This window comes from Mesorhizobium sp. M1163, assembly GCF_040318415.1.
GTDB lineage: Bacteria > Pseudomonadota > Alphaproteobacteria > Rhizobiales > Rhizobiaceae > Mesorhizobium.
Window position 1 is genome coordinate 36361 of the sequence record NZ_JAMYMF010000016.1, and the last position, 22075, is coordinate 58435.

General features: G+C 62.3%; 21 protein-coding genes. 7 read left to right on the top strand and 14 right to left on the bottom strand.

Annotated elements, in window-relative coordinates; all coding sequences use genetic code 11:
* Positions 1 to 96: 96 nt before the first annotated feature.
* The gene (locus tag NKH43_RS16700) at positions 97 to 312 is read left to right on the top strand and encodes a KTSC domain-containing protein (RefSeq protein WP_352859057.1); all 216 of its coding nucleotides are present in this window, start codon (positions 97 to 99) and stop codon (positions 310 to 312) included.
* 129 nt (positions 313 to 441) lie between these two features.
* Positions 442 to 1521, top strand: coding sequence for a sensor histidine kinase (locus NKH43_RS16705; RefSeq protein ID WP_352859059.1), 1080 nt, complete (start codon positions 442 to 444; stop codon positions 1519 to 1521).
* Positions 1522 to 1558: 37 nt separating this feature from the next.
* Here the strand turns inward: NKH43_RS16705 and NKH43_RS16710 are convergent, their stop codons facing one another.
* Together NKH43_RS16710 and NKH43_RS16715 are read right to left on the bottom strand one after the other, a co-directional pair.
* Positions 1559 to 2740, bottom strand: coding sequence for an acetate/propionate family kinase (locus NKH43_RS16710; RefSeq protein ID WP_352859149.1), 1182 nt, complete (start codon positions 2738 to 2740; stop codon positions 1559 to 1561).
* Positions 2740 to 5151 carry a phosphoketolase family protein gene (locus NKH43_RS16715; protein ID WP_352859061.1) on the bottom strand — a complete coding sequence of 804 codons (2412 nt, stop codon included), beginning with the start codon at positions 5149 to 5151 and terminating at the stop codon, positions 2740 to 2742. The genes NKH43_RS16710 and NKH43_RS16715 overlap by 1 nt, the downstream gene beginning before the upstream one ends.
* Positions 5152 to 5451: 300 nt before the next feature.
* On the opposite strand from NKH43_RS16715, the gene NKH43_RS16720 reads away from it, so the two are divergent.
* Positions 5452 to 7452, top strand: a complete 2001-nt coding sequence (locus NKH43_RS16720) for a protein-L-isoaspartate(D-aspartate) O-methyltransferase (protein ID WP_352481446.1) — start codon at positions 5452 to 5454, stop codon at positions 7450 to 7452.
* A 49-nt stretch (positions 7453 to 7501) separates the two neighbouring features.
* Entirely contained in the window at positions 7502 to 7747 is a 246-nt protein-coding gene (locus NKH43_RS16725) for a hypothetical protein (RefSeq protein ID WP_023720508.1), read from the top strand.
* 120 nt (positions 7748 to 7867) lie between these two features.
* Here NKH43_RS16725 and NKH43_RS16730 read toward each other — a convergent pair whose 3' ends face one another.
* The 4 genes from NKH43_RS16730 to NKH43_RS16745 form a co-directional block, all read right to left on the bottom strand.
* Positions 7868 to 8359 (bottom strand): DUF1772 domain-containing protein, encoded by a 492-nt coding sequence (locus NKH43_RS16730; protein WP_352481447.1) that lies wholly within the window; start codon positions 8357 to 8359, stop codon positions 7868 to 7870.
* Positions 8360 to 8437: 78 nt separating this feature from the next.
* Complete coding sequence (locus tag NKH43_RS16735; protein WP_352859063.1) at positions 8438 to 9976, bottom strand: SpoVR family protein; 1539 nt, start codon at positions 9974 to 9976, stop codon at positions 8438 to 8440.
* Complete coding sequence (locus NKH43_RS16740; protein ID WP_352859065.1) at positions 9976 to 11298, bottom strand: YeaH/YhbH family protein; 1323 nt, start codon at positions 11296 to 11298, stop codon at positions 9976 to 9978. The genes NKH43_RS16735 and NKH43_RS16740 overlap by 1 nt, the downstream gene beginning before the upstream one ends.
* Positions 11299 to 11317: 19 nt before the next feature.
* Complete coding sequence (locus NKH43_RS16745; protein WP_023677059.1) at positions 11318 to 13267, bottom strand: PrkA family serine protein kinase; 1950 nt, start codon at positions 13265 to 13267, stop codon at positions 11318 to 11320.
* Between the two features lie 271 nt (positions 13268 to 13538).
* Between NKH43_RS16745 and NKH43_RS16750 the strand changes: the two genes are divergently transcribed.
* On the top strand, positions 13539 to 13700 hold the full coding sequence (locus NKH43_RS16750; RefSeq protein WP_023677058.1) for a hypothetical protein: 162 nt from the start codon (positions 13539 to 13541) through the stop codon (positions 13698 to 13700).
* A 16-nt stretch (positions 13701 to 13716) separates the two neighbouring features.
* Here NKH43_RS16750 and ocd read toward each other — a convergent pair whose 3' ends face one another.
* Both ocd and rocF read right to left on the bottom strand, forming a co-directional pair.
* Entirely contained in the window at positions 13717 to 14784 is a 1068-nt protein-coding gene (gene ocd, locus NKH43_RS16755; protein WP_352859066.1) for an ornithine cyclodeaminase, read from the bottom strand.
* Positions 14785 to 14787: 3 nt separating this feature from the next.
* Positions 14788 to 15708 carry an arginase gene (rocF, locus tag NKH43_RS16760; RefSeq protein ID WP_352859068.1) on the bottom strand — a complete coding sequence of 307 codons (921 nt, stop codon included), beginning with the start codon at positions 15706 to 15708 and terminating at the stop codon, positions 14788 to 14790.
* Positions 15709 to 15836: 128 nt separating this feature from the next.
* Between rocF and NKH43_RS16765 the strand changes: the two genes are divergently transcribed.
* Both NKH43_RS16765 and NKH43_RS16770 read left to right on the top strand, forming a co-directional pair.
* Positions 15837 to 16274 carry an Lrp/AsnC family transcriptional regulator gene (locus NKH43_RS16765; protein WP_352449541.1) on the top strand — a complete coding sequence of 146 codons (438 nt, stop codon included), beginning with the start codon at positions 15837 to 15839 and terminating at the stop codon, positions 16272 to 16274.
* 190 nt (positions 16275 to 16464) lie between these two features.
* Entirely contained in the window at positions 16465 to 16788 is a 324-nt protein-coding gene (locus NKH43_RS16770; RefSeq protein WP_352859070.1) for a hypothetical protein, read from the top strand.
* A 104-nt stretch (positions 16789 to 16892) separates the two neighbouring features.
* On the opposite strand, the gene NKH43_RS16775 is transcribed toward NKH43_RS16770, so the two are convergent.
* The 6 genes from NKH43_RS16775 to cyoB all read right to left on the bottom strand — a co-directional run bounded on the left by NKH43_RS16775 (position 16893) and on the right by cyoB (position 22074).
* Positions 16893 to 17045, bottom strand: coding sequence for a hypothetical protein (locus tag NKH43_RS16775; RefSeq protein ID WP_352859071.1), 153 nt, complete (start codon positions 17043 to 17045; stop codon positions 16893 to 16895).
* A 23-nt stretch (positions 17046 to 17068) separates the two neighbouring features.
* Positions 17069 to 17440, bottom strand: a complete 372-nt coding sequence (locus NKH43_RS16780) for a SpoIIAA family protein (RefSeq protein WP_352859073.1) — start codon at positions 17438 to 17440, stop codon at positions 17069 to 17071.
* A 79-nt stretch (positions 17441 to 17519) separates the two neighbouring features.
* Positions 17520 to 18791 carry a DUF3182 family protein gene (locus tag NKH43_RS16785; RefSeq protein WP_352859075.1) on the bottom strand — a complete coding sequence of 424 codons (1272 nt, stop codon included), beginning with the start codon at positions 18789 to 18791 and terminating at the stop codon, positions 17520 to 17522.
* A 201-nt stretch (positions 18792 to 18992) separates the two neighbouring features.
* Positions 18993 to 19421 carry a cytochrome o ubiquinol oxidase subunit IV gene (cyoD, locus tag NKH43_RS16790; RefSeq protein WP_352859076.1) on the bottom strand — a complete coding sequence of 143 codons (429 nt, stop codon included), beginning with the start codon at positions 19419 to 19421 and terminating at the stop codon, positions 18993 to 18995.
* A complete protein-coding gene (gene cyoC, locus NKH43_RS16795) occupies positions 19418 to 20071 on the bottom strand; it encodes a cytochrome o ubiquinol oxidase subunit III (protein ID WP_352640329.1) in 654 nt (217 codons plus the stop codon). The genes cyoD and cyoC overlap by 4 nt, the downstream gene beginning before the upstream one ends.
* The gene (gene cyoB, locus NKH43_RS16800; RefSeq protein ID WP_352859077.1) at positions 20068 to 22074 is read right to left on the bottom strand and encodes a cytochrome o ubiquinol oxidase subunit I; all 2007 of its coding nucleotides are present in this window, start codon (positions 22072 to 22074) and stop codon (positions 20068 to 20070) included. Before cyoB ends, cyoC begins: the two co-directional genes overlap by 4 nt.
* Position 22075: the final 1 nt, after the last annotated feature.

Consider the following 22075-nt stretch of genomic DNA (forward strand, 5'->3'; position numbering starts at 1 on the left):
AGCCGGCCCGTAGCGGCAAGGCTGGCTTGGGCAGCAAGGAACCTCGCTCTCAGTGCAGGGTTATTCACACGACGGCGTGGATTGGACCTGTTGAGAATGCCTTCAACTGCAATCAGAAGCATCGATTACCAGCCGGCGACGAGGGTACTCTCCGTATGGTTCGTCCCGAGCGGAAACCGCTATGATTACGAGGACGTGCCGCCACAGGTCCACGCGGCATTCCGCAAAGCCTCGTCAAAGGGCCGGTTCTTCAACGAGCACATTCGCGACCGGTACAAATACCATCTGGTCGAGCAGAGTCATTCGAGCTGAGCCTTCAGCCGCTTCCCACGATCTCGGCTCTCCGCCATGCTTGGCCGCGCGGTGGCAACGAGCGGACTTCGCAGTTGGCGAGCGACCTGATATTGATCATGGTCCCACCCGAAACATCGAAAGCTTGGAATGTCCGCCGAAGCCGAAACAGACCAGATCCAGCAATTGCTCGGCACCCTCGATCTGGCGGGCGCCCTGGACAGTGACAGCTACAAGAGGTTTCTCGACCAGCTGCCGATTGCAATCGCAATTTCCGATTTGGGCGGCGATGAACGCGTTGTCTACGTCAATTCCGAGTTCCAGAAACTGTCAGGCGTTTCCGTCGCAGAGCTGGAGCGCCGCAACTGGGCTGCGCTGAACGGAGAAGGGTTGGGCGAATACGAGCATCGGCCGCTGGCCCGGGCCATCGTCGAGGATATCGATCGCGCGGGAACGTTCAGCATGCAACGTGCCGGCACAGAGCCCGCCATTGTCGATGTTTATTCGAACCTGATCGAGGACGAGCGCGGGCGACGGTCCTTTCGACTGGTCGCCCTTGTCGATGTTACCGCGCACAAGGCAAGTGACAGCGAAGCCTTCGAACAACGCATCCGGGAAAAGGACATGCTGTTGCGCGAATTGCAGCATCGGATGAAGAACAATCTCCAGATGATCACGGCTCTCATCAGGTTGGAGGCCCGCAGCGCGGCGTCACCCGATCAGAAGCGTTTCGAGCGTCTCGCCGGCCGCGTCGATGCGCTCGCAATTCTCTACCAGACGCTGTCGGTCGACGAACAGAAGGCCGAGGTGGACCTCGGCGTCTATCTCAGCCAGATCGCTTCCGCCGTGATGACGTCGCATGCCATGCAAGGCATCCGGCTGGACATGAAGGTCGACACTTATCCCGTGTCCATCAACGTGGCGATGCCAACGGGTCTGGTGGTCAATGAGCTTTTGACAAACGCGCTGAAGCACGCCTTTCCGGGCCGCGAAGGCGGGACGATCACGCTGCGCAGTGTTGTCGATGGCGACGGTTTTCGCATCGTAGTCGCCGATGACGGCATCGGCCTGCCCGAAGGCGAGACCTGGCCGAAACCCGGCAAGCTCGGAGCACTGACCGCTCAATCGCTGACCGAAAATGCCAAAGCCCGGTTCGAGGTGGATTCTGCCCCCGGCAAAGGAACGCGGGTGACCATCGTGTTCAACAGATCGGCCGCCCTCGGGACGTAGCCGGTCGAGCAAGCGTCGCCATTCGAGGCCATCCGCCTCAGCCGGGCCCCTCCATCACCTTGCGCGTGTGGCGGGCGATGACACCTTCTTCGTCGGTCGCCACGATGCGGACTTCCACCTTGCTCTCCGCCTGGCTCATCAGCGCGGCATGAGAGCTGTTGGCGGCTTCGTCGATCGCCACGCCGAGCCAGCCAAGCCTGTCGCAAATCGCTTTGCGGGCCGGGGCCGAGTGCTCGCCGATGCCGCCGGTGAACACCAGGCATTCCAGCCCGCCCAGCGTGTTGGCGAGGGCGGCAACTTCCCTGGCGGCGCGGAAGGCGAAAAGCTCCACCGCTTCGCGGGCCCGGCGGTCGTCGCTGGCCTCCAGCGTGCGCATGTCGCCGGAAATGCCGGACACGCCGAGCAGGCCGGATTCCTCGTAGAGTATGTCTTGCAGCGCCTCTCCGGGAACGCCTCTTTCCAGCAGCAGGTACAAAAGCACGCCCGGATCGATGGCGCCGCAGCGTGTGCCCATGACCAGGCCGTCAAGCGCCGAAAAGCCCATCGTCGTATCGACGCTGCGCCTGTCGCGCATGGCGCACAGGCTCGCCCCATTGCCGAGATGGGCGACGATGGTTCTTTTCGCCGCCAGATCGGGCGATATCTGCTTGAGCTGGCCGGCAACATATTCGTAGGAAAGCCCGTGAAAGCCGTAGCGGTGGATGCCGTCTGCCTCATAGTGGCGCGGCAGCGCAAAACGGCTGACCAGAGGCTCGATGGTCCGATGGAAGGCGGTGTCAAAGCACCCGACCTGCGGCAGGTCGGGCCGCAGCGCGGCAAGCGTCCGGATCGGCGCGAGGCTGCGCGGCTGGTGCAGTGGCGCAAGCGGCGTCAGCCTGTCGAGAGCCTCGATAATTGTCGGCGTCAGGCGGACAGGTTCGACGAAGTCGCGCCCGCCATGGACGATACGATGGCCGGCGGCGATGAGTTTCCTTCCGCCAAGTTCGTTCTCGATCCATTGCAGCATCTGGCCGATGCCTAAATCGGGCGATGCGTCCGCGGCAAGTGGCCGATCGCACTGCAGCTCCCCATCGGCGGCTTTCGCGGTCAGCCTTGGCGCATCGCCCAGATCCAGTGAACCGCGCGAGGCAAGATCCAGCTCGGCGGACGCTGCAAGATCGTAAAGTCGGAACTTGATGCTCGACGAGCCGGCATTCAACGCAAGGATCGATCGTCGCATCAATCGCCGGCCCTCGTCGCGCTGTCCTGTGGCCAGGACCATTTCTGGATCTCGGGCATGTCCTCGCCATGTTCGCGGACATAGGCCGTGTGCTCAGCCAATTTCCCATGCAGCGCCGCGGCAAGATCCTTCGCCCGCTCGGCCAGCCCCAGCACGCGCGCGATCGCGGCGAGCGCCAGATGATAGCGGTCGAGCTGGTTGAGCACCACCATATCGAACGGCGTCGTCGTCGTGCCTTCCTCGCGAAAGCCATGCACATGCATGTTGTCGTGGTTGGCGCGCCGGTAGGTCAGGCGGTGAATGAGATAGGGGTAGCCGTGATAGGCGAAGATGACCGGCTTGGCCTTGGTGAACAGCGCGTCGAATCTGTCGTCGGCAAAGCCATGCGGATGCTCGGAATTCGACTGCAAAATCATCAGGTCGACGACATTGACGACGCGGATCTGCAGGTCCGGAATGCCTGAGCGCAGGATGTCGGCTGCGGCAAGCGTCTCCAGCGTCGGCACGTCGCCGGCGCAAGCGAGAACCACATCCGGATCTTCGCCCTTGGCAACCGTCCCGGCCCATTCCCAGATGCCGGCACCGGCCTTGCAGTGCGCTTCCGCGTCTTCGGCGGACAGCCATTGCGGCGCCGGCTGCTTGCCGGCGACGATGACGTTGATGCGGTTGTAGGTTTTCAGGCAATGGTCGGTGATCCACAGCAGCGTGTTGGCGTCGGGCGGGAAATAGAGCCTGACCGTGTCGGCCTTCTTGTTGGCGACGAAATCGGCAAAGCCCGGGTCCTGATGGCTGAAACCATTGTGATCCTGCCGCCAGACATGCGAGGTCAGCAGGTAGTTGAGCGAGGCGACCGGCTTGCGCCAGGCAAGTTCGCCGGAGGTCTTCAGCCATTTGGCGTGCTGGTTGACCATGGAATCGACAATGTGGACGAACGCCTCGTAGCACGAGAACAGGCCATGGCGGCCGGTCAGCAGATAGCCCTCCAGCCAGCCTTGGCAAAGATGTTCACTGAGCACTTCCATGACGCGGCCGTCACGGGAAAGATGGACGTCGTAGGGCTCGATCCGCTCCATCCAGACGCGGTCCGTAACCTCGAACACGTCGTCGAGGCGGTTGGAGGATGTCTCGTCCGGTCCCATCAGCCGGAAATTCCTGGCCTCGGCGTTCAAGCGGACCACGTCGCGAAGATAGCTTCCGACCGTGCGCGTCGCCTCTCCCACAGTGCCGCCCGGACGCGGTACGTCGAGCGCCAGGCCTTTCCAGTCGGGAAGCACGAGGTCCTGTTTCAGCAGGCCGCCATTGGCGTAGGGGATTGCGCCCATGCGTCGTGACCCCGTAGGTGCCAGCGCCGCGAGCTCCGCCAGGAGATGGCCGCCTTTATCGAACAGTTTTTCCGGCTCGTAACTGCGCATCCAGTCTTCGAGGATCTGGCGGTGCGCCGCATCGCCGCGTGCGTTCGATACCGGTACCTGGTGCGAACGCCAGAAATCCTCGACCTTCTTACCGTCGACCTCTTTCGGCCCAGTCCAGCCCTTTGGGCTGCGCAGCACGATCATCGGCCACAGCGGCCGCTCTCCCTTCCAGCCCGCGGCTCGTGCAGGCTCCTGGATGGAGTGGATCCGGTCGAGCACGGTATCGAGCGTGCGGGCCATCTCCCGATGCATCGCAGCAGGTTCATGACCTTCGACGAAGAAGGTTTCGTAGCCATAGCCGAGGAACAGGCTGCGCAACGCCTCGTCTTCCATGCGGCCGAGGATCGTCGGGCTGGCGATCTTGTAGCCATTGAGATGCAGGATCGGCAGGACGGCGCCGTCGGATGCCGGGTTCAGGAACTTGTTGGAATGCCAGGCCGCGGCGAGCGGACCGGTCTCGGCTTCGCCGTCGCCGACGACGCAGGCGACCACAAGGTTCGGATTGTCGAAGGCGGCGCCGAAGGCATGGACCAGTGCATAACCGAGCTCTCCGCCTTCGTGGATCGAGCCGGGCGTCTCCGGAGCCGCGTGGCTCGGCACTCCGCCGGGAAACGAGAACTGCCGGAACAGCTTTCGCAAGCCGTCTTCGTCCTTGCCGACCTCGGGATAGATCTCGCTGTAGGTCCCCTCGAGCCAGGTGTTCGCGACCATTGCCGGGCCGCCGTGACCCGGACCGCAGATGAACAGAACATCGAGACCACGTTCACGGATGATCCGGTTCAGATGCACATAGATGAAATTGAGGCCGGGTGTCGTGCCCCAATGGCCGAGCAGCCGCGGCTTGATGTGCTCGGGCAGCAAAGGCTCGCGCAAGAGCGGATTGTCGAGCAGATAGATCTGGCCAACCGAAATGTAGTTCGCGGCGCGCCAGTAGCGGTCCATCACATCGATCTGGTCAAGGCCGGTTGTTTGCGCAGTGGTGCGGGCCTCGTCGTTCATGGAAATGCCTCCGGAATACCCTCGTCCGTCGTTATCTGGGGTGGCGTCGCGCCGGAGAAAGGATTTGCCTCGAAATAAGTTTGGGCGGCCGCCAGCGCCGCTTGCCGATCCTGCAACCTGGCGAGCCCGACAAAAGCGGGTCGGTCTTTGGGGAACTTCGGGGCTTGCCAACGGTTAGGAAGGTGCACCGCATTGTATGAATCCAGGCGGACTGCCGAGGCCTTGGGACATGGACCGGCCAAAAGTGCCGTTTGAGCAGCTTGGGCGATTGTGGCGGAGGCCCATAGGAGGAGCAGAAAAATGCTCGATCTCTCCCATGCCCGCAACCAAATGGTCGACATTCACTTAAGCCGCCGTGGCATTCGCGACCGCAATGTCCTTCAGGCGATGCGCGAGGTGCCGCGCGAGGCTTTCGTCGAGCCTGGTTTTGAAGAATTTGCCTATGAGGACGGGCCGCTGCCGATCGCCGAAGGTCAGACGATATCGCAGCCCTACATCGTTGCGTTGATGATCGAAATGGCGGAGATCGGAGCCGGTGACCACGTCCTCGAGGTTGGCACCGGCTCGGGCTATGCGGCTGCCGTAATGAGCCGGATCGTCGAACGCGTCTACACGATCGAGCGCCACGCCGCGTTGGCTGAAACGGCAAGGCAGCGGTTTAAAAAGCTTGGCTACGACAATATCGAAGTCCGCACCGGCGACGGCACCAAGGGCTGGCCCGAGGCGGCACCCTTCGATGCGATCCTGGTTGCGGCCGCCGGGCCCGGCGCACCGCTCGCCCTGCAAGAACAGCTCGACGTCGCCGGCCGGCTTATCATCCCGGTCGGCGACGAATTCGACTCGCAGCGCCTGCTCAAAGTCACCCGGACTGGCGCAGCAACTTACACCGAGGAGGATTTCGGCGGCGTGCGGTTTGTTCCACTGATCGGCGAGCAAGGCTGGGGCGAGCCAGGCAGCGACAGCCAAATAGCGGCCGATCTTCCGCACCGGCATCAGCGCAGAAGCAGCCTGCCGCAGATGATAGCGACCGCCGCCGAACCGCTTCCGGATTTCGACGATCCCGCCTTCGGTGCGCTGTTCGACCGGTTTGCCGACCGCCGCGTCGTCTTGCTCGGCGAAGCCAGCCACGGCACGTCGGAGTTCTACCGCGCGCGCGCCGCGATCACTCGCAGGCTGATCGAGAAGCATGGCTTCACCATCGTCGCGGTCGAGGCCGACTGGCCCGATGCCGCGGCGATCGACCGCTACGTCCGTCACCGGCCACCGCGGCCGGGCGCCGATCCGCCGTTCCAGCGCTTTCCCACCTGGATGTGGCGCAACACCGACGTCGCGGCGTTCGTCGACTGGATGCGAGAGCATAATGAGCGGATCAGGATATCCTCCCGGCGGGCCGGGTTCTATGGCCTCGACATCTACAATATGGGCGGGTCGATCGCGGCGGTCTTGCAATATCTCGACCGGATCGATCCGCAGGCGGCAAGGATCGCACGCGAGCGCTATGGCTGCCTGACGCCGTGGCAGAACGACCCGGCCACCTATGGCCGTGTCGCACTCACCTCCGGCTACCAGAAATGCGAGAAGGCCGTGCTCGAGCAATGCCGGGAACTGCTTTCCAGAGAGCTCGACTATGCGCAGCAGGACGGCATCGATTTCCTCGACGCCACCCAAAACGCCCGCCTGGTCGCCTCCGCCGAACGCTATTACCGCACCATGTATTACGGCGGCGCGCAGTCCTGGAACCTGCGCGACACCCACATGTTCGAAACACTGGAGCACCTGCTGCAGGCCCGCGGCCCGGCCGCCAAGGCGGTGGTGTGGGCACATAATTCCCATATCGGCGATGCCCGCTATACCGAGATGGGGATCGTCAGGGACGAAGTGAACATCGGCCAGCTCTGCCGCCAGCGTTTTGGCGACGAGGTTGCCTTGATTGGGCTCAGCACGCATTCCGGGACGGTGGCCGCCGCCACCGACTGGGACGGCGACATGGAAGTGAAACCGGTTCGTCCTTCCCACAACGACAGCTATGAGCGGCTTTGCCATGACAGCGGCGTCTCGCCTTTCCTGCTCGATTTCGAGCGCGACGACACGCTGCGCCAACGGCTTCTGGAGCGCCGGCTGGAACGCTTTATCGGCGTTATCTACCGGCCGGAGACCGAGTTGCACAGCCACTATGCGGATGCCTCGCTCGCCCGCCAGTTCGATGCTTTCGTCTGGTTCGATGAAACCAGTGCCGTGACGCCGCTTGGGCCGGAACATGCGGGGACAGGCCTTCCCGAGACCTATCCTTTCGGGCTGTAGCGAATTTGGACCCTGGGGGAAGCGGAAAATCGAAAGAAGGACGTCACCAATGGCCGGAAAGAAGACTCATGAGCAGCAATTGCGCATCATCGAAGAGCGCGAGAACACGAAAAACGCTGGCAAGGATTTCGACGCGGAAGCGGATTTGAAAAAGACCAGGCAAGAGCGCGAGGCGTTCCGGCGCGGTGCCGAGCTCAGATCGGACCCCAAGGACATTGCCGATCCCGACGACCGCAACATCATCCGCGGCGAGCACCAGGAAAGCGCCCACAACAAGCATCGCGCCGACCGCTGAAACGGCGGGATCGCTTAACGTTAAGACAGTATGGCGCCGGTTCCCGTTCCCCGATCTGACGGATGCAGCGTTCGTGGCCGCAAATTGGCTGACGAGGGCGCCGTCTTGATCCCCTCGGCGCTATTCAGCAAAAAATGTCGCGGCGACAGCAATTGAGACGAGGCTCAGCATCGCCAGGCCTGCCCTGGCGACATGCGAAGTCTCCCAGACGTTGCGCAAATCTCTCCAGTCGCCGGTCTGCTTTCGAGAAAACATTGAAAAAAACGTCGCGGCTGATTGCGGCATGGCAACGTCTTGCACCCAGAAATTATTGACGGGATGCGTGACCAACCAATAGGTCGCATGTTCCGCCAGCAGGAAGACAAGCGCCGCCAAGGTCCACCAGAATCGAGCGCTTGGATAAGGCGTCAGGTAGAGCAGGATGGCGAGTGCAATGATGCCGCCGATCTCGGCAAACCCGCCGATCGTGAAGCCGGGATAGTAGATCGCCTGCACTGATTTGTAGGTAGCCTCCTTGAGGCGCAACTTGCCCGGCAACTCCAAAGCGTGCGCAAGCGACAGCGCCATCGTGACAGCGACCAGAAGAAGGGCGGCGATCATCAATACGCGCATGTTCCTGCTCCCTGACCACAGCGTGGTTGGTGATCCGGTAAAGGCGACGCCACCCGACTTCCCTGCAGGCCGGTTCGGTCATTCCCCGATCTGGCTGGTCGACCGTTCGTGGAGTGTGGCGCCGGTCTGCGCGTCGACCGCGACCATGCTGACCTCGTAGCCCCAGAGCTTGCGGATATGGCGCAGCGTGGCGTCACGGCTGCCGCCTTCCAGCACGATGCCGTCCTTGACCTTGTGCTGCAGGCGCAGATGCCGGTCGCCGAGCAGGTCCACGTCCACCACCTGGATGTCCGGCCGGCTGGCGCCGATGTCGTAGCTGTGGGCGAGTGCGGCGCGGACGCTCTCGTAGCCGCGCTCATTGTGTATCGAGGCGACTTCGTAATGCGGGTCGTTGGCGGCATCGGCAAGGACAAAGAACCGCCATTTCCGTATCAGGGTAGGGCTCAGATACTGGCGGATGAAGGACTCGTCGCGATGGTTGGCCCAGGCGTCCAGCAAGGTCTGGCGCCAGTCGCCATTGCCGGCGATATCGGGAAACCAGTCGCGGTCCTCAGCCGTCGGCGCGGTCGAGATGCGCTGGATGTCCTGCATCATGTCGAGACCCAGCGCGTAAGGATTGATACCGGAAAAGCGCGGATCGTCGAACCCTGGCTGGAAGATCACGTTCGAATGGTTGCGCAGGATTTCCAGCATGGCACCTTCGCCGATCAGGCCGCGGTCGAACAAAAGGTTCATCAGCGTGTAATGCACGAAGGTGGCGCAGCCCTCGTTCATCACCTGCGTTTGCCGCTGGGGATAGAAATACTGCGCGATCACGCGGACAATTCGGATGACCTCACGCTGCCAGGGTTCCAGGATCAGGCTGTTCTTTTCCAGGAAATAAAGCAGGTTTTCCTCGGGCAGCTTGAGCGATTTCTTGCGCTCCGCCATTGTATCCGTCTCGCGGGGCTTGGTGCCGTCCTTCGAAGGCGGCAGCGTGCGCCATAGGTCGTTGTAGGAACGCTCCTCGTATTCCAGGCGCTCGCGAACGCCCTCGCGCTGCTTTTCCGACGACAGTTTCGGCGGCCGGTGATATCTGAACACGCCCTGTTCCATCAGCGCATGTGCGGCATCGAGGATCTCTTCCACCGCATCGACGCCATGCCGCTCCTCACAGCGGGCAATGTAGCCTTTGGCAAAGTCCAGATAGCTGAGGATGGCGCTGGCATCCGTCCACTGCTGGAACAGATAATTGTTCTTGAAGAAATGGTTATGGCCGAGTGCCGCGTGCGCCGTCACCAGGGCCTGCAGGGCCATGGTGTTTTCTTCCATCAGATAGACGATGCAGGGATTGGAATTGATGACCAGTTCATAGGCCAGCCCCCGCCCGCCTTTGCGATAAAGCAATTCCTGGTAGAGGTAGTGCTTGCCGAACGACCAGTGCCGGTACATCAGCGGCATGCCGACCGAGGAATAGGCGTCGAGCATCTGTTCGGACGAGATGATCTCCATCTGCACCGGATAGACATCGAGGTGGAGCTCTTCCGTGGCGACCGCCTCGATGGTCTCGTAAGCGCGCGACAGCGTCCTGAAATCCCAGTCGGAACCGGAAAACAGCAATCCGGATTTGCTCGCCATCAGCCCACTCTTTCACCGCTCTTTTGATAACCCGGCTGTCTGGCGAAGAGTTGGCGGAAAACCGGGTAGATGTCGGCCGCCGTGGCGATGCGGCTCATCTGGAAATTCGACCATCTCAGCTTGACCGCACTGTAGGCACGCCACAGCGACGTGCCGTTGTCGGTGGCGCCGAAGATGTGGCTCTCGCGCTCGTCGAGGATCTCGACATAGGCAAAATACTGGCAAAGCCGCATGATCTGTTCGTCAAGAAGGGTGATGCAGCGCTCCGAATCGGTGACGAAATTGTCGCCGTCCGAGGCCTGGGCGACATAGATGTTCCATTCTCGGCTGGGATAGCGTTGCTCGACGATGCGGTGCATCTCCTCGAGCGCCGTGGAAACCACCGTGCCGCCGCTCTGGGTGTTGTAGAAGAAGGTCTCCTCGTCCACCTCCTGCGCCTCGTGCGTGTGGCGAATGAAGACGACCTCGGTCCGGTCATAGCGCCGTTTCAGGAACAGGTGCAGCAGCACGAAGAAGCGCTTGGCCAGATCCTTCTCGCGTTCGCCCATCGAACCGGACACGTCCATCAGGCAGAACATCACCGCATTGGCGTTCGGCACCGGCTGGGCGTCGAAGCGGTTGAAGCGGATATCGACCGGATCGACAAAGGCGATCCGCTTGCGGCGGCGCTCCAGCCGCTCAAGCTCTTCCTGCAGCGCCACGATGCGCTGCCGCATCTCGGTGTTTTGCGGCTTCGCCTCCAGCGTCGCGATCTCCTGCGCGACAGCGTCGACCGCCTCCTGCTTGGGACGCCTGAGCGCTATGCGGCGGCCATGGCTGTTGCGCATCGTGCGCCCGACATTGATGTTGGTCGGCGAGCCGGTCGCGGCGAAGCCGGCCCGGCGCGGCTTGAAGGCGAGGATCTCCTTGAGGTTGAGCTTGACCATATCAGGCAGTTCGAGGTCTTCGAAAAAGAGGTCGAGCACCTCTTCGCGCGACAGCACGAAACGGAAATCGTCCTCGGATTCGGTTCTCCCCGGGGCGGATCCCATGCCGCCGCCCTGGCCGGGCTTGGGCAGCCGGTCGCCGGGGGCAAACTGCTTGTTACCGGGCAGGACGTGCTGGCGGCTGCCGCTGTTCCGGGCATCGTTGAAACTCGGCTCGCCGGTGCCTCGCGCCGGCATCGAAACGGCATGCTCGGCATCCACGTCGGCGATCTTGCCGGTGCGGATCTGATCGCGGATGGTGCGCTTCAACTCTTCGCGCGCCCGCCGCAGGAAACGCTGCCGGTTGCCGAGGCTTTTGTCCTTCGGGTTCAGTCGGCGATCGATGAAGATCGGCATATGTTACCCCGGGCTGGCTTCAACCCGCCTTGTTCACCCGCATGTACCAGTCCACCAGCCGGCGGACCTGGCGCTCGGTGTAACCGCGCTGGATCATTCGCTGCACGAATTCGGTATGCCGCTTCTCCGTCACGCTGTCCTGCTTGGAGCCGAAGCTGATCACCGGCAGCAGATCTTCGACCTGCCCGAACATCCGCTTCTCGATGACTTCGCGCAGCTTTTCATAGCTTGTCCATGATGGGTTGCGGCCATGGTTTCTGGCCCGCGCGCGCAGCGTGAACTTCACCACTTCGTTGCGGAAGTCCTTGGGATTGGCGATGCCGGCCGGCTTTTCGACCTGCGACAGTTCATTGTCCAAAACCTCGCGATTGAGGATCTGGCCGGTATCGGTATCCTTGTAGTCCTGATCCTCGATCCAGGCATCGGCATAGGCGATGTAGCGGTCGAACAGGTTCTGGCCGTATTCGCTGTAGGATTCCAGATAGGCCTTCTGGATCTCGTGGCCGATGAACTCGGCATAACGGGTGGCCAGCTCCGACTTTATGAAATCGAGATAGTCCGCCTCGGTTTCCTTCGGGAACTGCTCGCGCTTGATCGCCTCTTCCAGGATGTACATCAGATGCACCGGATCGGCCGCCACCTCTTCGGTGTCGTAGTTGAAGGTCTGCGACAGGATCTTGAAGGCGAAGCGAGTGCTGACGCCGGTCATGCCTTCATCGACACCGGCCGCGTTTCGGTACTCCTGGACCGACTTCGCCTTGGGATCGGTTTCCTTGAGGTTCTCGCCGTCATAGACGCGCATCTTGGTGTAGAGAGGCGAATTGTCGTGTTCGGCCAGGCGGGTCGAAACGGTGAACCGGCTGAGGATATCGAGCACTTCCGGAGCGCACGGGCTGGAGGCCAATTCGCTTTCGCGCAACAGCTTCTCGTAGATCTGCCGCTCTTCGGTGACCCGCAGGCAATACGGCACCTTGACCACCAGGATGCGGTCGAGGAACGCCTCGTTGTTCTTGTTGTTCTTGAACTGCAGCCATTCCGATTCGTTGGAATGGGCAACGATGATGCCCTGATAGGGGAAGGCGCCGAAATTCTCGGTGCCGTTGTAGCTGCCTTCCTGGGTCGCAGTCAGCAGCGGATGCAGCACCTTGATCGGCGCCTTGAACATCTCGACGAATTCGAGCAGTCCTTGCGTCGTCCGGTTCAGCCCGCCGCTATAGGAATAGGCGTCGGGATCGGACTGGCTGAAGTTTTCCAGCTGCCTGATGTCGACCTTGCCGACCAGGGCCGAAACGTCCTGGTTGTTCTCGTCGCCCGGCTCGGTCTTGGCGATGCCGATCTGGCGCAGCCTGGACGGCATCAGCTTGACGACGCTGAATTTGGAGATGTCGCCGGACAATTCGTCGAGGCGCTTGGCCGCCCAGGGCGAGATCAGGCCGTTCAGCCGCCGCCGGGCGATGCCGTATTTGTCCTCCAAAAGGTCGCCCATGCGGTCGGGGTCGAACAGCCCGAGTGGCGATTCGAAGACCGGGCTGACCTGGCCGCCGACCTTCAGCGTATAGATCGGACGCTGCTCCATCAGCCTTTTCAACTGCTCCGCAAGCGAGGACTTGCCGCCGCCGACCGGGCCAAGGAGATAGAGGATCTGCTTGCGTTCCTCGAGCCCTTGCGAGGCATAGCGGAAATAACCGGCGATACGCTCGATCGTATCCTCCATGCCGTAAAAGTCGGCGAAGGTCGGATAGATCTTGATCGTCCGGTTCGAAAAAATACGGCCGAGCCGCTCGTCCTTGCTGGTATCGACAAAGGTCGGCTCGCCGATCGCCTCGACCATCCGCTCGGGCGCCGAGGCGTACATCGACTTGTCCTCGCGGCAGGCAAGCAGATATTGCTGGAGGCTTATCTCCTCCTGCGCCGCATTCTTGTAAACCTCGGAAAACAGATCGAAGACGTCGGATTGATTCTCACGCATGGTATTCCTAGCCCCGGAGCCGGTGTGGCTGCACGTTTGTCTCTTGAACAACCAAATGTCGGAAAGCCCTTGTGGTTCCCTTCACTTTGCAGAGAGTGCCTGTGACCGAATGATAAGACTCTAGATAAGAGCATCCTGCATGCCGACAAGGCGTGGAACGTCCTGCTCGAGGCACAAAATCCTGAATCACGCCACGCCGTGCGGGCGACCTCCGACAAGACGGAGGAACGGTTCTGGTCCTTCCCGGTTGTGAGGGAAAGGAGACGGTTCGATGTTTGAGACTAGTTTGTGGTTGCTCGTTGTTGCAGGCGGTCCACTGCTGCTGGCAATCCTGATCGCCTACGCCCTGCTCACCCAGCGCCGTCGCGGCCCGGCGGAGCGCAGGGAAAGCGACCGCGCGACCGAGCGCCTGTACCAGGAAAAGAAGGACTGACCGGCGGGATCGCAGCTCAGCTGCCGGCAACCGCCAGCCCGGCCACTTTTTCGGCGCGCAGCAGCATGCCGAACAGGTCACGCGGCTCATCGGGATCGGCCAGAAGGTCTAGTTCCTCGTAAAGGCCGGTCCGCTGAAGCTGATCGCGGACGTAGCGCAGCGCGGAAAAATCCTCGATCGCAAAGCCGACGGAATCAAACAGCGTGATCTGTCCGGCGTCCGTCCGGCCTGCTGCCTTTCCTGTCATCACCTGCCACAATTCGGTGATCGGATGGTCCGCATCGAGCTGCTGGCTCTCGCCTTCGATGCGCGTCTGCGGCGGATATTCGACGAAAATATTCGAGCGCAGCAGAATGTCGCGATGCAGCTCGGTCTTGCCCGGGCAGTCGCCGCCGACCGCGTTGATGTGCACGCCGGACCCGACCATGTTGTCGGTCAGGATTGTTGCCGATCGCTTGTCGGCGGTCACCGTGGTGATGATCTGTGCACCTTCAACGGCCTCCTGCGCCGACGCGCAGAGCTTGATGTCGAAACCCATGCCGGCAAGGTTCTTCATGCATTTGGTCGAGGCCGCCGGGTCGATATCGTAGAGGCGCAGCCTGTCGACGCCAAGCAGCGCCTTGAACGCAATAGCCTGAAATTCCGATTGCGCGCCGTTGCCGATGATCGCCATGCATCTGGCGGCCCCGGGAGCGAGGTATTTCGCCGCGACCGCCGAGCTGGCCGCCGTTCGCAGGGCAGTCAGGATGGTCATTTCCGAAAGCAGCATCGGATAGCCGTTGCCGACATCGGCAAGCACGCCGAAAGCGGTCACGGTCTGGCGGCCGTCACGCGTGTTCTTCGGATGCCCGTTGACGTATTTGAAGCCGTAAAGCTGCCCGTCGCTGGTCGGCATCAGCTCGATGACGCCGTCAATGCTGTGCGAGGCGACGCGCGGCGTCTTGTCGAACAGCTCCCAACGCCTGAAATCCTCTTCGATATAGGCGGCAAGCTCGACCAGGAAGCGCTCGATGCCGATGGCAAGCACCAGCTTCATCATGCGGTCGACGCTGACGAACGGAACGATGTTCAAATTGACGGTCATGGCTCAGAACCCCCTCGTCGGGCGATCCATGATCCGCCGGCCCATCAGGCTTGCGGTCAGGTCGACCAAAAGCGTGGCGGTGCGGCCGCGCTCGTCGAGAAAAGGGTTGAGTTCGACCAGGTCGAGACTGGTGACGAGCCCGCTGTCATGCAGCATTTCCATCGCCAGATGCGCCTCGCGGAAGGTGGCGCCGCCGGGAACGGTGGTGCCCACCGCCGGCGCGATCGACGGGTCGAGAAAATCGACATCGAGGCTGACATGGAGCATGCCGTTGGCGGCGCTCACCCGTTCGAGAAAGGCGCGAAGCAGTTGCGCGATGCCGTGCTCGTCGATCGAACGCATGTCGTGGACCGTCACGCCGGCTCTGCGCAACGCATCCCGTTCCGCCAGGTCCACGCTGCGGATTCCCAGCGCGCATATGCGAGCCGGGTCCACCTGCGCCGCGAGGCGGGGGAAATAGCCCTCGAAGCCGGGCTGCCCGCTGGCATAGGCCAGCGGCACGCCATGCAGATTGCCGCTGGTCGTCGTGTCGAGCGTATGAAAATCGGGGTGGGCGTCGAGCCACAGCACGAAGAGCGGCCGGCCGGCATTCGCTGCCCGGCGGGCAATGCCGGCGAGCGTGCCGGCCGAAATGCTGTGGTCGCCGCCGAGAAAGATCGGCATTGCGTCGGCGCTCGCAGCATAGGCGGTTTCGCTGATCGCTGCCGTCCAGGCGGCGATTTCCGGCAGCGCCTTCACCACCGCGTTGCCGTGTACGACAGGGCGCATGTCGGCAGGGACAATCGTTCCGAGGTCGGTCAGCGTATGGCCAAGCTCGGTCAGCGCGCCGGCCAGACCGGCCGTGCGCAGCGCGCTCGGCCCCATCTCGCAGCCCATCCTGCCTGAGCCGGCCTGGATCGGAGCCCCAACGATCGTGCAATGCATTCTCATACCCCACCAAATTGCGATGCTTTAGTGAAGCCCGCATCGCTGGCAGAATGAACATGTCAAATTGGCAAATTTGTTGAAGTGCCTTATCATAGTGGCAGCATCTACTTCCGTTGTGAGCAATCATGGACCGGCTCGACGAGCAGATCATCACCTCTTTGCGGCATGACGCCCGGCGCAGCATTTCCGACCTTGCCGTTAGCCTGGGTGTCTCCCGGGCAACGGTAAGGTCCCGGATCGAGCGACTTGAAAGAGACGGCGTCATCGTCGGCTACACCGTCATTCTACGCGCCGACGCAGTCGATCAGCGGGTGCGTGGCATCATGATGATCGAAATCGAAGGCCATGCCGCAGATCGCGTCATCCGGGCGCTGGGCGGCTTCTCCGAGGTCTCGACGATCCACACCACCAATGGCCGTTGGGATCTGGTGATAGAACTCGGAACCCAGACGCTGAGCGAGTTCGATGCGGTGCTGAGACGTATCCGCCTGATCCCCGGAATTACCGGCAGCGAAACAAGCCTGCTCCTGGCAACGCCGCGCACCACCAAAGCGCGGCTGTGACCTTCGCCCGTGACCTGTAGCGGTAACGAAGCTACGGAACCTTCAATTGCCGCCGCGGTTAGAGCAATTCCAGGAAAAGCGTGGAACGATTTTCCGTTCGGAATTGCGTCAAAACAAAAACATTGAGCGGTTCGGCGTTTCCGCGAAACCGTTCCAAGCCCACACAGGCCTTCTTCGAGGGAGAACAAGCATGGCTCACGCCCAGCAAGAACTCGTCGAATTCGTTATCAGCAAAGCCTTCAATCCGGTCATGCGGGCCAAACCCGACGGAAAATCCGATGCCGAGCGCAAGATGCTCGAACATGTCCAGCAGGCCACGAAGACCGAGATCGAGCGCTATCGCCGTTACGGCTCGGCTGAGGAGGTCGCGACCAATTTCAAGCGCGACCTGAATTCCGACGCTGCCAAAAAGTTGCACGCCCAGCTGCGACGCCTGCATCTGCCGACGATCGAGCACATTCGCGACGACTTCGAGGACAAGGCCCGCGCGTTAGGCGTCAAGGCCTCGCCGTAGATCCGCGACCGGTCGTCCTCGGTGACGTCCGTCCGGTTGTCATCACAATCCGTCCTTGGTCGGAGGCCACCCTGACCGAACCGTCTCGGGGATGTTGTCCGACGTCAGCTCGCCCCGATTGAGCTTTCAATCGCTTCACCGGCTTCGCTCTCGTCGAGACCGGAAAGCGGCAACCCGCCGACCACGACGGCTTCGTCGCTCTCGCTGTCATAGACCTCCCAGAGGCCTTCCGGATCCTGTCGTTTGTCGCAGGGCATGGCCACTCCTCCAGGCAACGCCGCTATTGTACGGCTGCTACCCATTTCAGGGCCTGAGCCTTTTCGTCTTCCGGGAACACCCGCGCCTCGATTTGCGGAAACAGCGCGTCCGTCATTTCCGTGGCTGCCTTGATCCACTGCTTGTCGGAAATCACGGCGGCACGTTTGAAGCGGTGGAGCTCGCGGAGTTTGCTCAGCCCATACTGCAGGTCGCGCCGTAAGGCGCCAGCCGTCATGTCTTCGAAATCGGTAAGGTCAGTCAGGACGCCGATGTCCTTGTGGTCGCTCAGTTTCGCTTCGATGGCCGGGATGATTTTTTCGTAGTCCTCCGCCGTCACAGTGCCGGCGACACGAAAGGCAGCGACGTTTTGGGGAGCGGAAATCATCTCGATCATTTTTTCCTCCGGTTTCTGAATGGCTGGCTGCCTGAAACAAACTCGGGCCATTCGCGGATGTCCCCTGCCAAAAGCGTGTTCACTTCGACCTAAAATGACGATCGGCTGGCTTCCTGACGGGTTCTCGGATCGCCTGCGTGACGACGGTATAACGCGTGATTTGGCCCTCCACGGGGTCCTCTCCGTGGAAGTGGATTTCTGCATCCAGCGGCATCTGCGCGGTGTTGCCGAATTGCTTGACCGCGCACGCATGCACGAGCTGTACGTCGGGGTCACGCGTCATGGCCTCCATTGCCGCAAGCTCTGCCGTGCTGCTGCCGCCGATCCGCCAGCTGGCTTCCAGCACACCCGATCGCCAGATGCCCGAGGAATCGACACCTTGGCCGATGTCGTAGTTGCGCCTCGAGGCGAAGAATCCGGGATGGCCAAGCATCGCCGCGTCGTAGGTCCTCGCCTGCGCCACAGCCAAAGTCAGCGCCGGAGACAGCTGCAGCCTGTCGAGCGCTTCCCATCCGCCGCGCGCGACGACCAGATCGGATCCGCCGTAAACGGGCTGTCCGGCATTGTCGGCGGTCATCCGCTGCACGCCGTAATAGCTGACCGATGTTCCGTCGATCGCGGTTCTGCCAATGCTCAGCGTGACAATGTCGCGAAGCTCCGTTTCGAGAACAAGCCCGTATTCGCTTAGGTCGGAGGATGGATATCGTTCCAGCAGCCTTTCGATATCGGCGACCGTCGCGGCGGTGTGCTGGTCGCGGCCCCGCGAAGCGCGCGGTGGCTTGAACCGGACCAGCCCGAGCTGCAGCAGACGTTCCGCTGCGCGCAGCGCGTCATCGCGTGAAAATGCGGTGTAGCCGGGCAGTACGGCCGCGCCGACGGCGCTGCCGAAGCCGGCTGGCCAATCTTTTGGCCGTGCCGCCGACCCGTCCACCAGCTCGTGGGTTATGGCCTTGGTGGTTGCGAGGCGCCAGGGCACCACACCGCCGAAGAGGTCGTCGGGCCCGTTGATGCCCAGTTGGACCGCATCGGCGGCAAGCAGGCTGTCGTCCGGCACGAAATACAGCCCGCCGTTGTCACCGCCCCAGTCACGCAGGCCCTGGCGGAAGGAAAATCCCTTCAACGCCGCAATCGTGCGCGCGACGGCAGCGACGGTCTCCCACTCGTGGGCATAGATGGTCTCGCCGCCCGGCGCGGAGAACGCGACCACAACACCTTTTGCTCCGCCCGGTTGTGTGCCGCTTAGCCCGGTCATGTCGCGCCGCCCTTCGTCCATTGCCGAGCCCATTGCCGTTATTCCGCGGCGATGCGTCCGAACCGAAAAACCCGCTTCCTCGGCGAATGTTCCGGGCAACGGCCGGCTATCCGGTTGACCAGGGCGGCGACCGGAACATCGGCGGCTCATGGTTTTTATGCGGGAGCCTCAGACAGGGTGGATGTGCTCAAGGAGGCCGCGCCCCGCGCCCTGGGAGAGGCCGAGGTCGTCGGCACATTCGAACGGGCTTGAGACCGAGCTCGCTGTCGCATGAACTGCGGCCAACGGCCGGAACTGTCACTAGCGGTTCATGTTCATGATCGCGTTCATTGGCATCAAATTGTGGTCGAGGTTGGCCATGATCCAGATCGAGCCGCCGATCACCAGGACGACGATCAGCACGCCGAAGGCAAGCGCCAGGGCGTTGTTGGTGTTGTCCGGTCCCGTCGTGATGTGCAGGAAGAAGACGAGATGCACGCCCATCTGCGCGATCGCAAGGACGACCAGCGCCACGGGAATGCCGGGTGCCCATATCAGGTTCGTTCCGAGCAACCAGAACGAGGCGATGGTCAACAGCGTTGCCAGCCCGAGGCCGATCACATAGCCGCGTAACCCGGATCCGACCTCGGCGTCGCCGAGGTATTCGTCACCCGGCGCCGTATCGATGTCGTAGCGCTCCAGGCCATCGGTGTCGCGCCGTTGCGCATGGCGGTCGTCAGCATTGCTCATCGACTTGCTCCCAGGAGATAGACCACAGTGAACAGGGCGACCCAGATGATGTCGAGGGCGTGCCAGAACAGGCTGAAGCACATGAAACGCCGAAGAATATCGTCGCGGAATCCCTTGGCGAAGATCTGCGCCATCATCGTGAGCAGCCACAGCAGCCCCGCCGTCACGTGCAGGCCATGGCATCCCACCAGCGTGAAGAACGCCGACAGGAAAGCACTGCGCGTCGGTCCGGCATCGCGGGCAATCATATGCGCGAACTCGCGCAGCTCGAGCAGGATGAAGCTGGCGCCGAGCACGAAAGTGACAGCCATCGCAACATAGAACCAGGAGCTTCGCCGCGCGGTCACGGCGAGGCTGGCGAGACCGCAGGTAAAGCTCGACAACAGCAGGGCCGCCGTCTCGATCGCGACGTTGCGCAGGTCGAACAGCTCGGCTCCGCTTGGTCCGCCCGCCGTCTTGCCCGCCAGCACGGCGTAGGCCGCAAAGAAGGCCGAGAACATCACGATGTCGCTCAGAAGGAAGATCCAGAAGCCGTAGCCGACGACGATCCGGATCGGTGCCGGTCCGCCGTCGCCATGGCCGGGGGCATGGCCGTGCCCGCGATGGCCGAGGTGGTAGGGGTCACGCTCTCGAACGTCGATCGCGGTCATGGCCTTGGCCCCGTATACGTGGCCAGCGCCTCGCGGCGGGCACTTCGGTTGGCGCGGTCGATCCGGGCGACTTCGGCGGCAGGAATGACGTATTCGGGTATGTCGCGCCACGCGAATACGACGAAGGTGGCGAAAGCACCGAGCGCGCCGAGCGCCACCATCCACCAGATGTGCCAGATGAGGGCGAAACCCATCACGGTCGCAAAGAAGGCGCAGATGAACCCGGTGGGGCTGTTGCGCGGCATCTCGATCGGCTCGTATTCAGGCTCGTCGCGCAGCCGGTTTTGCTCGCGTGCCCGCTGCTTGATGCTCCAGTAGGGCTCTTCGCCCTCGACATGCGGAAGCGCGGCGAAGTTGAAGACCGGCGGCGGCGAGGGCGTGGCCCATTCCAGCGAACGCCCGTCCCAGGGATCTCCGGTGGCGTCGCGAAGCGCCGCGCGCCGCCGAATGCTGACGACGAGCTGAATGATCTGCGCGACCACGCCGGCGGTGGTGATTAACATGCCGGCGCCGGCAACCAGCACCCAGGGATACCAAGCCGGCACATCGAAATGCTGCATGCGGCGGGTCATGCCGAGCAGGCCGACGGCGTAGAGCGGCACGAAGGTGGCGTAGAAGCCGATCAGCGTCAGCCAGAAGGCCAGCTTGCCCCAGCCCTCGTGCAGCCGGAAGCCGAATGCCTTGGGAAACCAGTAGGTATATCCCGCGAAGGCGCCGAACAGCACACCGCCGATGATGACGTTGTGAAAATGCGCCACCAGGAACAGGCTGTTGTGGAGCAGGAAATCGGCCGGCGGCACGGCCAGCAACACACCCGTCATGCCACCGATGACGAACGTCACCATGAAGCCAAGCGACCACAGCATCGGCGTCGCGAAGCGGATGCGGCCGCCATACATGGTGAACATCCAGTTGTAGATCTTCACGCCGGTACCGACAGCGATGATGCTGGTGGCGATGCCGAACGCGGCATTGACGTCAGCACCGGCGCCCATGGTGAAGAAGTGGTGCAGCCACACCATGAAGGAGACGATGCAGATGAAGAGCGTCGCGGCCACCATCGAGCGGTAGCCGAACAGCGGCTTGCTGGAGAAGGTGGAGATGACCTCCGAGAAGATGCCGAACGCCGGCAGGACGAGGATGTAGACCTCGGGATGGCCCCAAGCCCAGATCAGGTTCACGAACATCAGCATGTTGCCGCCGGCTTCGTTGGTGAAGAAATGAAAGCCGAAATAGCGGTCGAGCGTCAGCATCGCGAGCGTGGCGGTGAGGATCGGGAAGGCGGCGACGATGAGCAGGCTGGCGGCGAGTGAGGTCCAGCAGAACATCGACATGCTGAGGTAGCTCATGCCGGGCGCCCGCATCTTCAGGATCGTGGTGACGAAATTGATGCCGGTGAGCAGCGTTCCGACGCCCGCTATCTGCACCGCCCACAGATAATAATCGACGCCGACGCCCGGCGAATAGGCAGTCTCGCTGAGCGGCGGATAGGGCAGCCATCCGGTGCGCGCGAATTCGCCGATCACCAGCGAGATGTTGACCAGCAGCGCACCGGTGGCGGTGAGCCAGAAACTCACCGAGTTGAGCGTTGGAAAGGCAACGTCGCGGACGCCGAGCTGCAGCGGCACGACCAGGTTCATCAGGCCGATGACGAACGGCATCGCCCCGAAAAAGATCATGATGGTGCCGTGGGCGGAAAAGACCTGGTTGAAGTGGTCGGGCGGCAGATAGCCGGGCGCCTGGAAGGCGAGGGCCTGCTGGGACCGCATCATGACGGCGTCGCTGAAGCCGCGCAGCAGCATCAGCAGCGCCAGCAGCGTGTACATGACGCCAATCCGCTTGTGATCGACACTGGTGATCCATTCGCGCCACAGATAGGGGAAATGGCCGGCCAGGAAGACCCAGGCCAGCACGCCGAGGATTGCCAGGGCGACGACCGCCGAGGCGATCATCGGCAGAGGCTGATCGAACGGGATGACGTCCCAGCTCAATTTTCCGAGCATT